The sequence below is a fragment of the Streptomyces sp. NEAU-sy36 genome (assembly GCF_013423905.1).
GTDB classification, from domain to species: Bacteria; Actinomycetota; Actinomycetes; order Streptomycetales; family Streptomycetaceae; genus Streptomyces; species Streptomyces misionensis.
In genome coordinates, this window is the sequence record NZ_CP058977.1 from 5,149,196 (window position 1) to 5,164,647 (window position 15,452).

10 protein-coding genes are annotated in these 15,452 nt (G+C 74.1%); 4 read left to right on the top strand and 6 right to left on the bottom strand.

Annotation, left to right across the window (positions count from 1 at the left end):
- Positions 1–35 precede the first annotated feature (35 nt).
- The gene (gene dxs / locus HZZ00_RS22740; RefSeq protein ID WP_180328176.1) at positions 36–1,934 is read right to left on the bottom strand and encodes a 1-deoxy-D-xylulose-5-phosphate synthase; all 1,899 of its coding nucleotides are present in this window, start codon (positions 1,932–1,934) and stop codon (positions 36–38) included.
- 165 nt (positions 1,935–2,099) lie between these two features.
- On the opposite strand from dxs, the gene HZZ00_RS22745 reads away from it, so the two are divergent.
- The gene (locus HZZ00_RS22745) at positions 2,100–2,447 is read left to right on the top strand and encodes a tetratricopeptide repeat protein (protein WP_180328177.1); all 348 of its coding nucleotides are present in this window, start codon (positions 2,100–2,102) and stop codon (positions 2,445–2,447) included.
- Positions 2,448–2,492: 45 nt separating this feature from the next.
- Positions 2,493–3,137: a peptide deformylase gene (locus HZZ00_RS22750; protein WP_180328178.1), complete on the top strand. Its 645-nt coding sequence runs from the start codon at positions 2,493–2,495 to the stop codon at positions 3,135–3,137.
- Positions 3,138–3,186: 49 nt separating this feature from the next.
- On the opposite strand, the gene HZZ00_RS22755 is transcribed toward HZZ00_RS22750, so the two are convergent.
- From HZZ00_RS22755 to xylA, 5 genes are all read right to left on the bottom strand, one after another.
- The gene (locus HZZ00_RS22755) at positions 3,187–4,968 is read right to left on the bottom strand and encodes an ABC transporter ATP-binding protein (RefSeq protein WP_180328180.1); all 1,782 of its coding nucleotides are present in this window, start codon (positions 4,966–4,968) and stop codon (positions 3,187–3,189) included.
- A complete protein-coding gene (locus HZZ00_RS22760) occupies positions 4,965–6,905 on the bottom strand; it encodes an ABC transporter ATP-binding protein (RefSeq protein WP_180328181.1) in 1,941 nt (646 codons plus the stop codon). The genes HZZ00_RS22755 and HZZ00_RS22760 overlap by 4 nt, the downstream gene beginning before the upstream one ends.
- The gene (locus HZZ00_RS22765; RefSeq protein WP_180328182.1) at positions 6,902–9,307 is read right to left on the bottom strand and encodes a glycoside hydrolase family 3 N-terminal domain-containing protein; all 2,406 of its coding nucleotides are present in this window, start codon (positions 9,305–9,307) and stop codon (positions 6,902–6,904) included. Before HZZ00_RS22765 ends, HZZ00_RS22760 begins: the two co-directional genes overlap by 4 nt.
- 355 nt (positions 9,308–9,662) lie before the next feature.
- A complete protein-coding gene (locus HZZ00_RS22770; protein ID WP_180328183.1) occupies positions 9,663–10,418 on the bottom strand; it encodes a sugar phosphate isomerase/epimerase in 756 nt (251 codons plus the stop codon).
- A gap of 133 nt (positions 10,419–10,551) precedes the next feature.
- Positions 10,552–11,700: a xylose isomerase gene (gene xylA, locus HZZ00_RS22775; protein WP_180328184.1), complete on the bottom strand. Its 1,149-nt coding sequence runs from the start codon at positions 11,698–11,700 to the stop codon at positions 10,552–10,554.
- A 259-nt stretch (positions 11,701–11,959) separates the two neighbouring features.
- On the opposite strand from xylA, the gene HZZ00_RS22780 reads away from it, so the two are divergent.
- Both HZZ00_RS22780 and glyA read left to right on the top strand, forming a co-directional pair.
- A complete protein-coding gene (locus tag HZZ00_RS22780; RefSeq protein WP_257585105.1) occupies positions 11,960–13,882 on the top strand; it encodes an FAD/NAD(P)-binding protein in 1,923 nt (640 codons plus the stop codon).
- Between the two features lie 277 nt (positions 13,883–14,159).
- Positions 14,160–15,437, top strand: coding sequence for a serine hydroxymethyltransferase (glyA, locus tag HZZ00_RS22785; protein ID WP_180328185.1), 1,278 nt, complete (start codon positions 14,160–14,162; stop codon positions 15,435–15,437).
- Positions 15,438–15,452: the final 15 nt, after the last annotated feature.

A 15,452-nucleotide genomic window follows, 5' to 3' on the forward strand; every position in this document is an offset into this window, starting at 1 on the left:
TTTCCCCGGGAGGCCGCCCGCCGGTGGGACACGGCTCAGCCGGGGAAGACCATCTCGTCACGGCCGAGGCCCGCGAAGACGCCCGAGACCCGGCGGGCGATGTCCGCCGCCGTCAGGCCGACGCGGGCCAGCACCCGGTCGCGCCCGGCGTGGTCGAGGAACTCGACCGGGATGCCGAAGTCCCGTACGGGGACGTCCACTTCCGCGTCCCGCAGGGCCTGTGCGACGGCGGCGCCGACGCCCCCGGCGCGCACTCCGTCCTCGACGGTGACCACGAGCCGGTGCCGGGCGGCGATGCCGGGCAGCGCCGCGTTCACCGGCTTGATCCAGCGCGGGTCCAGCACGGTGGCGCCGATGCCCTGCTCGGCGAGCCGGTCGGCGACCTCAAGGCACATCGGGGCGAGGGCGCCGACGGAGACGACCAGCACGTCGGAGCCGCCCTCGGCGAAGCCGCGCAGCACGTCCATGTCGGCCACGGAGCCGACGGCGGCCACCTCGGGGCCGACCGTGCCCTTGGAGTAGCGGACCACCGTGGGCCCGTCCGCGACCTCGACGGCCTCGCGCATCTGGGCGCGCAGCTGCCCGGCGTCGCGCGGCGCGGCGATGCGCAGGCCGGGGACCACCTGGAGGACGGCCATGTCCCACATGCCGTTGTGCGCGGCGCCGTCGTCGCCCGTGATGCCGGCCCGGTCGAGCATGAAGGTCACCGGACAGCGGTGCAGGGCCACGTCCATCAGCAGCTGGTCGAAGCAGCGGTTGAGGAAGGTCGCGTACACCGCGACCACGGGGTGCAGCCCGGCCGTGGCGAGGCCGGCCGCGGAGGCCGCCGCGTGCTGCTCGGCGATGCCGACGTCGAAGAACCGGTCGGGGAACCGCTCGGCGAAGGGCCCGAGGCCGGTGGAGCGCTGCATGGCCGCCGTGATCGCCACGATGTCGTCACGCTCGGCGCCGAGCCGGACCATCTCCTCGCCGAAGACGGTGGTCCAGTCCTTGCCGGAGACCGAGACCGGCTTGCCGGTGTCGGGGTCGATCACCTTGACCTGGTGGAAGCGCTCCTCGGACTCCTCGGCGAAGCTGTAGCCGCGGCCCTTCTCGGTGATGCAGTGCACGATCACCGGCCCGCCGAAGCGCTTGGCGCGGGCCAGCGCCGACTCCAGGGCCTCGGTGTCGTGGCCGTCGATCGGGCCGACGTACTTCAGGCCCAGGTCCTCGAACATGCCCTGCGGGGCGATGAAGTCCTTCAGACCCTTCTTCGCGCCGTGCAGCGCGTCGTAGACCGAGCGGCCGACGATCGGGGTGCGGTCGAGGACGGCCTTGGTGCGCTCCAGGAACTGCTCGTAGCCGTCGGTGGTGCGCAGGGCGGCCAGATGGGTGGCGAGTCCGCCGATGGTGGGGTTGTACGAGTGGCCGTTGTCGTTGACCACGATGACCAGCGGGAGCGTCTTGTCGGCGGCGATGTTGTTCAGCGCCTCCCAGGTCATCCCGCCGGTGAGGGCCCCGTCGCCGACCACCGCGACGACCGAGCGGTCCCGGCGGCCGGCCAGCCGGTCGGCCTTGGCGATACCGTCGGCCCAGCTCAGGGCGGCGGAGGCGTGCTGGTTCTCCACGATGTCGTGGGGCGACTCGGCGCGGCTCGGGTAGCCGGAGAGGCCGCCCTCCTTGCGGAGCCGGGAGAAGTCCTGGCGGCCGGTCAGCAGCTTGTGCACATAGGTCTGGTGGCCGACGTCGAAGACGATGCGGTCCCTGGGCGAGTCGAAGACCCGGTGCAGCGCGATGGTCAGTTCCACCACGCCCAGGTTCGGCCCCAGGTGGCCGCCGGTGCGGGAGACGGCGTCGACGAGGAACGCGCGGATCTCCTCGGCCAGCGTCCCCAGCACACCGGCGTCGAGCTTCTTGAGGTCCTGCGGGCCGTGGATCGTCTCCAGAATACCCATGCGTCACTCTCCTTCGGCGCTGCTGGTTGAGGGATCGCCCCACCCTGTCACGACCGGGGCCGGCAGACCGTCAATTCGGCCGAATTCGGGCAGTGGGCGCCGACCGGCCAGGTAGTGGAATATTGAACTATCCGGCTCGGTTGTGAGCGGCGAAGGAGGTCACCAGTGGACACCAAGTACTACGACCACGGCACGCCGGCCGAGCGCTGGGAGCGAGGGCAGGCGTTCTTCGACGCGAAGGACTACGCGGGGGCGGCGCGGGTGCTGGCCGGGCTGGTCGAGGAGGTGCCGGAGCAGACCGCGCCCCGGCTGCTGCTGGCGCGCGCCTACTACCACTCGGCCCAGCTGCGCCGCGCGGAGGCCGAGCTGCGGACCATCGTGGACCGCGACCCCGTGGAGCACTACGCCCGGCTGATGCTGGGCCGCACGCTCGAAAGGCAGTCCCGGCACGAGGAGGCGCGGCAGCACCTGCGGATCGCCTCGGCGCTCGCCGGCGACTTCGCGGAGCGCTGAGCCGGGCACCTCGTGCGCCCCGGGCCGCCGTGGCATCCTGGCGCGATGGCACCCGACCGTGATCACGCGCCGCTCGCCGAACGGGTCGAGGCACTCCTCGCCGCCGGCGGCCCCCTGCCCCTCGTCGCCGCCGGCCGGCCGGTGCTGCGCCGCCCCACCGAGCCGTACGACGGCCAGCTCGGCCCCGCCCTGCTGGCCCGCTTCGTCGAGGCCCTGCGCCTGACCATGCACGCCGCGCCGGGCGTGGGCCTCGCCGCGCCGCAGGTCGGCGTGGAGCTGCGGATCGCCGTCCTGGAGGACCCGGCGCCGGTGCCGGAGGAGATCGCCGCGGCCCGGGGCCGCCGTCCGCAGCCCTTCCGGGTGCTGGTCAACCCCTCCTACGAGCCGGTCGGCACCGCGCGGGCCGCGTTCTTCGAGGGCTGCCTCAGCGTGCCGGGCTGGCAGGCGGTGGTCGCGCGGCACGCCGAGGTACGGCTGCGTGCCGAGGACGAACACGGCAACCCGCTGGACGAGGTCTTCACCGGCTGGCCCGCCCGGATCGTCCAGCACGAGACGGACCACCTCGACGGGGTCCTCTACGTCGACCGCGCCGATCTGCGCTCGCTGTCCACCAACGAGGCGGTCGCCGCCCTGTGGTCCCAGCCGTCCCCGGATGCGGCCGCCGAGGCCCTTGGCTTCCGGCTGCCGTGACCGCCCGCCGCCCGCACCCCGAGAGCGGACGGCGGACGCGCCGCCGCGCTCAGTCCGCGTAGGCGCGGGCCTGGAGCGCCCAGAGGCGGGCGTAGGCACCGCCGGCGGCGATCAGTTCCTCGTGGGTGCCGTGTTCGGCCACGCGCCCCGCGTCGAGGACGACGATGCGGTCGGCGAGCCGGACCGTGGACATGCGGTGGGTGACGAAGAGGGTGACGCCGCCGACGGTCGCGGCGACCTCCTTCGCCGTTGCCTGGTAGGCGTCCGTGAGCCGCTGCTCGGCGAGGGCGTCGAGGGCCGACGCAGGCTCGTCCAGGACGAGCAGCAGTGGATCGGGCCGCATCAGGGCGCGGGCGAAGCCGACGGTCTGCCACTGGCCGCCGGACAGGTCCCGGCCGTCCGCGTAGCCGAGGCCGAGGACGCCGTCGAGGCCGACGCTCTCGGCCAGGGCCCGGGCACCGGCGCGGTCGACGGCCCTGCCGACCGCCGCCGCGTCCTCCACGTCCGCGAGCCGGCCGATGCCGACGCTGTGCCGCAGGGACAGTTCGACCCGGGCGAAGTCCTGGTACAGCGCGGCCGTGCGCTCGCGCCACGCCTCCGGCGACACCCGCGCGAGGTCGGCGCCGCCGGACCGGACGCGTCCGCCGGTCGGACGGTACAGGCCCGTGAGGACCTTGATCAGGGTGCTCTTGCCCGCGCCGTTCTCGCCGACGAGCGCGACCGAGGAGCCGCCCGGCAGGTCGAGGTCGATGCCGCACAGGACGTCCTGGCGGGCGCCGGGATAGCGGAAGCGCACGCCTTCCAGGCGCAGCCCGCCGCGCGCGCCGGCGGGCAGCGCAGCGTCCGGGACCGAGGCGCCGCGATCGTCGTGCTCGGCGCGGTAAGCGGTGAAGCGGCGCAGTCCGGCGGCGGCCTGGTGGACCGTGCCGAGGAGTTGCACGCCCGTGGCCATCTGGGTGCTGAGCTGGGTGGCGAGGACGATGGTGAGGACGATGTCGCCGACGCCCGTGCGGCCCTGGCGGACGAGTTCGAAGGTCCACAGCACGGCGGCGACGTACCCGAGGGCGAAGGTCAGCTGGCCGAGGCCGCGCAGCAGCGCGTGCCGGAGGTCGGCCCGGGCCAGGGCCCCGTGGTAGCGGTCCAGCAGGGCCCGCTGGCGGTCGAGCAGGTGGTCGCCCCCGCCGCAGAGACGGATCTCCTTCTGCGAGGCCGGGCTCGTGGCCAGGCGGCGCAGATGGCGGATGCCGCGGGTGGTGGGGGCCTGCTGCTCCACGACCTTCTGCAGGCCGGCCTCGGCGCGCCGGCCGACGGCGACGGGGACGGCGGCGGCCGCCACGAGCGCCAGCAGCCAGGGGGAGACGGTGGCGAGGACGGCGCCGGTGCAGACGGTCTGGACGGCGGTGGCGCCGAGCTGGAGGCCGAGCTGCGTGGTCTCGCGCATCCGCATGACGTCCTGGCGCAGGAGGTCGACGCGGTCGGCGTGCCCGGGGTCGTCGGTCCGGTCGAGGTAGGGGCCGCCGTTGACGAGGCGGAGGAGGTCGCGGTTGAACCGCTCCTCGACCAGCTCCGCGACCTCGAAGTAGTAGAGGAACGCGAAGTGGCCGAGCATGAGTTCGGCGCCGAGGGCGGCGGCGCCCGCGGCGGCCCACCCGACGGCGTCGTCCCGGTGGGAGGCGGCGAGGCCCTCGACGAGACCGCTCGCGCAGAGGCCGACGAGGGGCGTGGCCACCGCGCCGAGCAGCAGGAGCGCCGCGCCGACGCCCAGGCGGCGCCGGTCCAGGCGCCAGGCGAGGGCGAACAGGCGCCCGAGGCAGAAGAACACGTCTCTCACGGGGACACCTCCCGGGTGTGCCGCGCGGGGTCCTGCCCGGCGAGGCCGAAGCGGCGTGCCTGCACCTCGAACATCCGCCGGTACTGCCCGCCGCGCCGGACGAGTTCGTCGTGGGTCCCCGCCTCCGTGACCCGGCCGCCGTCGAGGACGACGATCTGGTCCGCCTTGCGGACGCTGGAGAAGCGGTGCGAGATGACGAGGCTGGTGACGCCGCGGGTGAGGTCGAGGAAGGTGTCGTAGAACTCCGCCTCGCCGCGCGCGTCGAGCTGGGCGGTCGGTTCGTCCAGGACCAGGACGCGGGCGCCGTGCCGCACCGCGAACAGGGCACGGGCGAGGGCGATGCGCTGCCACTGCCCGCCGGACAGCTCCCGCCCGCCGGGCAGGGAGCGGGTCAGCGGGGTGTCGAGTCCGCCGGGCAGGGCGTCGAGCAGGTCGCCGAGGCCGACCCGCCGCAGTTCGCGGGTGATCCCCTCGTCGTCGTCGCGATGGGCGACGGCGCCCATGGCCACGTTGTCGCGCAGCGACAGCTCGTAGCGCAGGAAGTCCTGGAAGGTGACGGCGAAGCCGCGCTGCCAGGAGTCCGGATCCAGCTCGCGCAGGTCCGTGCCGTCGACGCGGACGGCGCCGGTGTCCGGTGTGTAGAGGCCGGCGAGGAGTTTGACGAGCGTCGTCTTGCCGGCCCCGTTGACGCCGATCAGGGCCGTGGACGTGCCCACGGACAGCGTCAGGTCGAGGCCGTCCAGGACCGGGGCGCCGGGCCGGTAGCCGAAGCCGACCCCCTCGAAGGAGATGGCGTCGGCGGGGGCGGGCGCCGGCCGGCGCTCCCCGGTCGCGGGACCCGCCGTCTCCCGCACGATCCGTTCGAAGCCGCCGAGCGCCTCCCAGGCGCCGCGGCCGAAGACCAGCTTGATGTCCGACTCGGGGAACATCACCCCGAACCGGCCGCACAGCACCACGGCCTGCACCGCCATGCCGGCCTGTGCGGGCCGCCAGCCGTGGCCGGCCGGGCCGGTGCCGCCGGCGTGGGCGATCACGAGCAGCGCCACCGCCAGCCCGGCGAGGGCAACCGCCGTGTACACGAGGAACGGCGGGCCGTAGATACGCCGGCGCCGGGCCCACAGGGGGTCCAGGTAGGCGCGGGTCTCGGCGTGGAACCGCGCGTCGAGCCACCCGAGCAGGCCCAGCGAACGGATCTCCTTGGCCGCCCGGGTGCCGGTCGCCAGGTCGCGGAGGTACGCCACCCGCCGTCTCATGGGCTGGGTGGCGTGGAACGCGGCGCCGAAGTGGTGGAATGCCTCGGCGTGCCCGGTCCGCGCGACGAGCGCCACCAGCGCCCCCGCCACCGCCGCCCAGGGGCCCATGGCCCAGGCCAGCACCCCGGCGGCGCCGACGAGTTGGGTGTAGCGGGCCGTCAGCGCGAGTCCGCCCTCCACGGCCGCTCCCGGCGTCAGCACCCACTGCTCGAACGCTTCGTCCACCTCGTTGAGCCGGTCCGCCACCTCCGGGCGCTCCAGGCCCGCGAGCGTCGCGTCGTGCAAGGCGAACCGGGTCAGCCGGGTGACGCAGGCCGCGTCGATCCGGCGGGCGACCTCGCGCGACAGCACCAACTGCACTGGTGCCAGCGCCTGTTGGAGCAGAAAGGCGCCCGCGGCGAGCCACAGCCCCCATGACGCCCTCCCGGCCACCGCCTCCGGCAGGGCCGTACCGCTGCCGACCACGAAGGCGACCGGAGCCGCACCCGCGAGGACGTGCGCGAGGACCGTTCCGAGGATCAGCGGCGCCCCGGCGTACGGCATCAGCGCGAAGAGCTGCGCCGCGGAGCGCCGACGGCGGCGCAGTCGTTCGGCCACGGCGTCCGCCGGGCCCCTCCGGGCCGGCGCGGTCGCCGCGTCCGCCGTTTCCTCCCCTTCCGCGGCCGGGCCGGCGAGGGCTGTCATGGCCGCGGCTCGCCCGCGGGGCGCAGCGGCCGGACGCTCACCGGCACGGTGAGGACCCGGTCCGGTCCCACGACGCGCTCCGGGCCGTCGAGCCGGAAGGATCCGCGCAGCGGCAGGTCCGCACTGGACGGACCGGCCTCCACGTGGATCACCCCGGGCTCCACGACGCGCCGCAGGTCCCTTCCGGTGAAGGAGACGCGATCGGCGTGGACGGTGAACTCGACACGGGCGGCGCGGCCCGGTTCGAGCCGCACCTTGGCCCAGCCGGCGAGCCAGCGGGACGGACGCACGACCGAGGCCACCGGGTCCGAGAGGTAGAGCTGGACCACCTCGGTACCGGCACGGCCCCCGGTGTTGCGGACGGTGACGCCGATCCGCACGGTGCCGTCGGTCGCGATCACGTCCTGGTCCGTGGCGAGGTCCGTGTAGGCGAAGGTGGTCCAGGTGAGCCCGTGCCCGAACGGGTACAGGGGCGTGGGGTCGACCGAGCTGACCCGGGAGGCGCCGCCCATCGCCGGGTGCAGATAGGTTCCGAGCTGGCCGCCCGCGTGGCGGGGCATGCTCACCGGCAGCCGTCCGGACGGCTCGACCCGGCCGGACAGGATTCCGGCGATCGCGCCCGCCCCTTCCTCGCCGGGGAAGAACGCCTGGACGACGGCGGCGGCCCGCTCGGCGAGGCCGCCCAGGGCGTAGGGGCGGCCGGAGATCAGCACGAGGACCGTGGGGGTCCCGGTGTCCAGGACCGCCCGCGCGAGTTCGGCCTGCCGGCCGGGCAGGGCCACGGTCTCCGCGTCGCTGCCCTCTCCGGAGGTACGCCCGCCGGTGCCGAAGAGACCGGAGCGGTCGCCGAGCGTCAGCACGCACACGTCCGCGTCGCGTGCCGCGGCCACGGCGGCGGCGATGTCCGCGTCCCGGCTCATCGCGGTGTCGTCGGCGGCCGTCACCCGGATCTTCGCGTCCGGCAGCTCCGCGGCCAGAGCGGCGCCCAGGGACGGGATCTCCACCCCCGGCTCCATGCCCACACGCGCCGCCATCTCCTCCAGGAAGTCGAGGGAGTTGTGGTTCGCGAACGCGTAGCAGCCCAGCAGGGCGGACGGATCGTCCGCCAGCGGGCCGACCAGTGCGACGGCGCCGTCGCGCAGCGGCAGCGTGCCGTCGTTGGCGAGCAGGACCACCGACGCCTCGGCGAGCCTGCGGGCCAGGGCCCGGTGTCCGGGCGGGTCCAGGTCCCCGGGCTCCAGGGCGGGGAGGGCGGCCAGGTCGGCCTTCCACGTCTCGTCCAGCATGCCCAGCTCGCACTTGAGCGTGAGCACCCGGGCGGCCGCCCGGTCCACCAGTTCCTCGGCGACGGCGCCCTGCCGCACCGTCTCGACCAGCGGCGCCCCGAAGCAGTGCGTGGTGGGCAGCTCCATGTCGACGCCGGCCCGGAGCGCCAGCGCGGCGGCCTCCTCGCGCGAGGCGGCCATGCCGTGGATGTGCTTGAGGTTCCAGATCCCGAAGTAGTCGCCCAGGACGACGCCGTCGAAGCCCAGCTCGCCGCGCAGCACGTCGGTGAGCAGGTGCGGGTCCCCGGTGGCCGGTATGCCGTCGACGTCGTTCTGGGAGACCATCACGGCACGCGCCCCGCCGAGCCGCACACCGGCGACGAACGGCTCCAGCAGGACGTCGGCGAACTCGCGGGGGCCGCACGCCACCGGCGCCATGTTGCGCCCGGCGGCGGACGCCGAGTACCCGGCGAAGTGCTTGAGGGTGGCGACGATGCCGGAGCGCTCCAGGCCGCGGACGTAGGCGGCGCCGACGGTCGCGACGAGGTGGGGGTCGTCGCCGATCGTCTCCTCCGTGCAGCCCCAGCGGTAGTCCCGCGTCACGTCGAGCACGGGCGCCAGACCCACCTGCACGCCCAGCTCGCGCAGGCTGCCCCCGATGGCCGTGGCCATCTCCTCCACCAGCGCGGCATCGAACGCCGCGCCCCAGGCGAGCGGCGTGGGGAACACGGTGGCGGTCCAGGACAGCACGCCGGTGAGGCATTCCTCGTGCACGAGCGCGGGTATCCGGAACCGGTTCGCCGACATCACCGTGTCCTGGAGAAGCCGGAGCCGTTCCTGGCCCGCCGCGGGGAGCACGGGTTCGGTGCCGTAGACCCGGGTGAGCTGGCCGAGGCCGACGGCCGCCGCCTCCCCGAGGGGCGGGGGCAGCGGGTCGGTGGCCCCCTCCGGCACCGCGAGCACGGGCTCACCGGGGCGCAGGGGCGCCACCCAGTAGGCGCCGAGCTGCCCGACCTTCTCCTCAAGGGTCATCCGGCTCAGCAGATCGGCCACCCGGTCGCGCACCGGCAACGAGGCGTCCCGCCACGGCTGCCGGTCCGCATCGGGTGCCGCCGCGTCCTCGCGTGGTTCGGGCATGGGGTCTCTCGTCCTCTCGCTCGGCGGAACACGGTGGGGTCGATCGCTCGGGGTGGGGGCGCCGCGCGGCGGCATGGCGGGCCGCGCCCGGTGCGCGGCGGTCCGGACGTGAGGCCCGAGGTGGTGCGCGGGCTCCCCGCGCGTCCCGACGCGGACACGTCGGCGGCCTCCGGGCGTCAAGTCCGGGAGGCGCACGAGGCGTTCAGGTGTCGGGTCAGAGGCGCGTACGCGAGGTGCCCGAACGTCCGGGCCGGGGGCACGTACGCGAGGTGTGCGGGCGTCGGGTCCGGTGCGGGTTGTCCGGGCGTCGGGACGCGGGCAGGCGGGCGAGGTGTCCGGGCGGGCCGGCCGGGCGTCAGGTCCGGGTCGGGTCCGTGAGCGAGCCCAGGTATGCGCGGCTGTCCGCGAGCGCCGCGAAGAGGTCCTCGTCGGACGTCTGGAGTTCCACGATGCGCAGGGCGCCGGCCGGAGCCGCGGCCAGGATCCGCTCGGTCGGCATCTCGCCGCGCCCGAGCGCGGTGTGCGGGACACCCCTGGCGATCGGCCCGTCCTTCAGGTGCAGGGCCAGTACCCGGTCGCCGAGCCGGGTCAGGACGTCCGGTACGTCGGCGCCGCCCAGGGCGGCCCAGTAGGTGTCGATCTCGAAGAAGACCTCGGGCACGAGGAATTCGGCGAGGACCTCGATGGCGGGCCGGCCGCCGACCTCGGACTCGAACTCCCACCAGTAGTTGTGGTAGCCGAGCCTGATGCCGTGTCGGGCCGCCTGCTCGGCGAGGCCGTTGAGCGTGTCGGCGGTGCGTTTCAGCGCGTCGTGCCCGGCGAAGGCGTCCTCGGCCAGGCCCGAGGGCAGGACCAGCAGGTCGGTGCCCAGGGTGGCCACCGCCTCGAAGATCGGGCCGGGTTCGGTGTCCAGGAGCCTGTGCGAGTGGGCGCTGCACACGGTGAGGCCGAGGTCGTCCGTGATCGCCCGGAGGCCGGCCGGGTCCTCGGTGGCCTCGAAGGGCTCGACGGCGCCGTAGCCGAGGCCGGCCAGGCGGCGCAGCGTGGCGTGCCGGTCGGCGGCCAGGTGGTCGCGCAGGGTCCACAGCTGGACCGCGGGTGACGTCGACATCGTCTCTGCCTTTCACGGATCGAACGCTTCGGGCGCCCCGGGCGCCGTCGGGGCCCCGGACCGGTCGCCGGGGACGGCGGGTGCCGTCCCCTCGTGCCCGCCCGGTCCGGGAAGCCCCCGGCCCGGCCGGAGGTCAGCGGCTGCCGAGCATGTGCTCGACCGCCAGCTGGTTGAGGCGGGAGTAGTGGTAGCCGCGGTCGCGGGCGGCCTCGGTGTCGAACTCCTCGGCGCGCAGGTCCTCGTGGCTCTCGCCCGCCGCGATGGTGGGCACGGCCAGCTCGTCGATCCGGCAGGCCCGCATGGCCTCCTGGACCTCCGGGTCGGCGCGGAACGCCTTGGCGCGCTCCTTGAGGATCAGGTAGGTGCGCATGTTGGCCTCGGCCGAGACCCACACGTCCTCGGCGTCCTCGGTGCGGCCGGGCTTGTAGTCGAAGTGCCGCGGGCCTTCCCAGCCGCTGCTCTCCAGCAGGTCGACGAGGAAGAACGCGCTCTTGGTGTCACCGTGGCCGAATACCAGGTCCTGGTCGTAGCGCGGGCCGTGCTGGCCGTTGAGGTCGATGTGGAAGAGCTTGTCCTGCCACAGGGCCTGCGCGATGCCGTGGACGAAGTTGAGCCCGGCCATCTGCTCGTGCCCCACCTCCGGGTTGAGGCCGACCATGTCGTGGTGCTCCAGGGTGGAGATGAAGCCGAGGGCGTGGCCGATGGTCGGCAGCAGGATGTCGCCGCGGGGCTCGTTCGGCTTGGGCTCCAGGGCGAAGCGCATGCCGTAGTTCTGCTCCTTGACGTATCCGGCGAGGTAGTCGATCGCCTCGCGGAAGCGATCGAGCGCCACGCGCACGTCCTTGGCCGCGTCGCTCTCCGCGCCCTCCCGGCCGCCCCAGAACACGTAGGTCTTGGCGCCGAGTTCGGCCGCCAGGTCCAGATTGCGCATCACCTTGCGGATCGCGTGACGGCGTACGTCGCGGTCGTTGGAGGTGAAGGCGCCGTCCTTGAACACCGGGTGCTTGAACAGGTCCGTGGTGGCGGCGGGCACCACCAGGCCGGTCTCGTCGAGGGCCTTGCGGAACGCGGCGATCGCGGCGTCCCGGTTCGGCTCGACGGCCAGCAGGTCGTCGTCGTGGAAGGTCACGCCCCAGGCGCCGAGCTCGGCCAGCTTGTGCACCGTGCGCACCGGGTCCAGCGGCGCGCGGGTGGCCTCGCCGAACTGGTCGCGCTCCTGCCAGCCGACGGTCCACAGCCCGAAGCAGAACCGGTCTTCGGGGGTGGGCTGGAAGCTCGTCATGCTCGCTCCTGATCAATTCGTAAACGATGTGGACCAAAGCTAAGCACTGCCCGGCCCGGCTGCCAAGACCCCTGCACACGATGACACTCGAAGGGCGTCACCGCGGGCAGGGACGGGACGGGAGCGACGCCGTTCACGCCCCCTCGAAGACCGGGACCAGCACCCGCATAACGGGACGACACGACCCGCCGAGACCCATCCCGATCCCGCCCCGCACGCCCATTGCACATTTAGGAAACCACGTGGATTAATCTCCGCCATGTCCATGACTCCCGACCCGATCGGGTCGTCCACCACCGCTCACACCAGGGGAACCGCCAGGGTCGCGGTCATCGGCGCCGGCCCGGTGGGCGTGGGCCTGGTCGAACGACTGCTGGCCAACGCCCCTCTCCTGACACCGGGCCGGCCGGTCGAGATCGTCCTGGTGGACCCGTACCCCGCCGGCCCCGGGCGGATCTGGCGCGAAGGGCAGTCGCCGCTGATGCGCATGAACTCCTTCGCCAAGGACGTCACCCTCTTCCCCGGCGAAGCCGTGCGCTGCGACGGCCCGGCGCACCCCGGACCGTCGCTGGCCGCCTGGGCGGCGGCCACGGCCACCGGGCTCCTGCCGCCCGTCGATCCCCGCCTCCGGACAGACCTGCGCGAGACCGGGCCCGACTCGTTCGCCACCAGGCGCCTCCAGGGCGCCTACCTGTCCTGGTTCCTCGGCGAGCTGACGCGCGCGGCACCGCCCGAGGTACGGGTGACCGTGCGCGAGGGCCGGGCCGTGGCGCTCACCGGCGGTCCGAACGGCGTCCAACGGGTGCGCCTGGCCGACGGATCGTCGCTCGACGCCCACACGGTGGTGCTCGCGCTCGGCCACCTCGACGCGAGGCCGCGCGGCGAGGAGGCGGCCGCCGCCGAGTTCGCGGCGGAACACGGCCTGACCTACCTGCCGCCGGGCTTCGTCGCCGAGACCGACCTGTCGGTGGTGCCGCCCGGCGCCGATGTGCTGGTGCGGGGCATGGGGCTGGCCTTCTTCGATCTGATGGCCCTGCTCACGCAGGGCCGTGGCGGCCGCTTCACCCGCGACGGCGGCGGCGACCTGCGCTACGTGCCCTCGGGACGCGAGCCCCGGCTGCTCGTCGGCTCCCGCCGGGGGCTGCCCTACCGGTGCAAGCCGACCCACCGGCTGGCGCTGGAGCCCGAGCCGAAGCCGCGCTACTTCACCGAAGCGGCCGCGGAGTTGCTGGCGGGACCCGAGACGCTCGACTTCCGGCGGGACATCTGGCCGATCATCCGCAAGGACCTGAGCCACGCCTACTACCGCGAGCTGTTCGCGGCCGATCCGCACAACACCACCGTGCCGTGGCTGGAGTTCGAGGAACGCCATGCCGTCGCGACCCCGGAGGAGGTGGACCGGCTCGTCGCGGCGGCCGTCCCCGACCCGGCCCGGCGGTTCGATCTCGACGCCCTCCGCGCCCCGTTGCGACACGCCGTCTTCGGTTCCGCGGACACCTTCGGCGCGCACTTCACCGCGCTGCTGGAACACGAACTCAGGCGCTGCGCCGATCCGGCCCGGTCCGCCGACACCGCCGTGTACCGTGCGCTGCTGCTCTTCTTCGAGCAACTCCCCCGGCTCCGCGCCCGTCTCGACGCCCGGTCCCAGGCCGAGGAACTCGACGGCACCTGGCTCTCCCTGTTCAACCTGGTCGCGAGCGGTCCGCCCGCGTTCCGTGTGGAGGAACTGCTGGCACTGTGCCGCGCGGGCGTGGTCCGGCCGCTCGGCTCCGCAATGCGCGTGCGGCTCGACCGTTCGGCGGGGCGGTACCGGGCCGCCGGCGCCAACCACCCGGGCGAGGCCGCGGCCGCGGTGCTCGTCGACGCCCGGGTGCCCGGTCCGACCGTCACGGGCACCGCCGATCCGCTCCTGGCCTCGCTGCACGCCACCGGGGCCGCGACGGAGGAGACCCTGAGCGATCCCGCCACCGGGTACCGGACCTCCACCGGACGGATCGCCGTCGACGGTCGGGGGCGCCTGGTCGGCGCCGACGGCAGGGCGCATCCGGCGCTCTTCGCGCTGGGCTGGAACACCTCGCTGCGCGGCGCCCGTGCGTTCGCCATACCCGGCACGAACGCGGCCGCCTTCCGGCACGCCGACCTGGTGGCGCGGGCCGTGCTCACGGGACTGCCCGCGAACTGAACGGCAACCCGGCGGGCGAAACAAGTCCGAATCGTTGACACGCCCATGACCGCGTGCTGTATTAATCCACCATCTGGATCAATCCTTCTCGACTGACCCAGCGCGCGGCTTCACGCAGAGCACGACGATCCCCCTCGGCTTCGACCGGAATCCCTCCTGCCCTGCTCCGTTTCTTCCGCAGGCCCGCCATGCCGACCGGGGCGTCCGCCATCTGTCGCGATCTCCGCGGGCCTGACGCCCGTTCTTCCACCACCCGCTGAATTCATGAGGTGCCTTGATGCGTGACCTCGAACTTGCGCGACTGTTGCACCGCGAGGACCGGCACTACCTGGAGAGCATCGACCTCATCGCCGCGTCCAACGCGCCGATCGCGGCGGTGCGCGACAACCACACCTGGGGAGTGGCCCAGTTCCGCTCCGCCGAGGGGCACGTCGGGCGCAAGCCCTACGCCGGCACCTCGGTCTTCGACGAGGTCGAACGGATCACGGCGCACCGCGCACGCGCCGTGTTCGGCGGCGAGCACGCCAATGTGCAGCCCGCCTCCGGCTCCCTGGCGAACCTCGCCGCCTACCGCGCCCTGCTGCGGCCCGGCGACACCCTGCTGTCCATGGCCGTGACCTCCGGGGGCCATCTCTCGCACGGCCACCCCAAGCACATCGTCTCGGAGCTCTACCGGGTCGTGCCGTACTCGGTGGACCCCGAGACCGGCCTGCTGCCCTACGACGACATCCGGGAGATCGCCGAGCGGGAACGCCCGCGCGTCATCGTCGCCGGATACTCCGCCTATCCCAGGGCGGTCGACTTCGCGCTGTTCGGCGAGGTGGCGCGCGACGTCGGGGCGACCCTCGTCGCGGACATCTCGCACATCGCCGGCCTGGTGGCCGCCGGGCTGCACGCCAACCCGTGCGCCCAGCCGGAGACCGTGGTGACCACCTCCGTGGAGAAGACGCTGCGCGGCACGCGCGGCGGGATCGTCCTGTGCCCCGAATCCCTGCGCACGCGCATCGACTCCGCGATCTTCCCCGGACTCCAGTCCTCCGTCGGGATGGCCGGCCTCGTCTCGCTCGCGGCCACTCTCCAGGACGCGGCGACCCCCGCCTTCCGCGTCTACCAGGAACGCGTGGTCGCCAACGCGCGGCTGCTCGCCGGCCTGCTGCTCGACGGCGGACTCGACCTGGTGACCGGCGGCACCGACACCCACCTGCTGGTCGTCGACCTCACCCGTACCGCGCTGACCGGCCGCGAGGCCGAGGGCCGCCTCCAGGACCTGGGCATCCTGTCCAACCGCAACATGCTGCCCGCCGACCCGAGGCCCCCCTTCGTCGCCAGCGGGCTGCGCCTGGGCACACCGACGATCACCTCGCGCGGCTTCGACGAGGACGACGTGCGCGAACTCGCCGACATCGTGCTGGTGGCACTGCGCGCCCGGGACTGGGACGCACCGCAGATCACCCTGCTGCGCAAGCGCGCGGACGCGCTGCGCACCCGCCCGCGCCCCGACGACGCGCTCGGCGATCTGGCCGCGAGCACCGCGGCCGCGGGCGACGAACTCTGAGCCGGGGCCGGAACC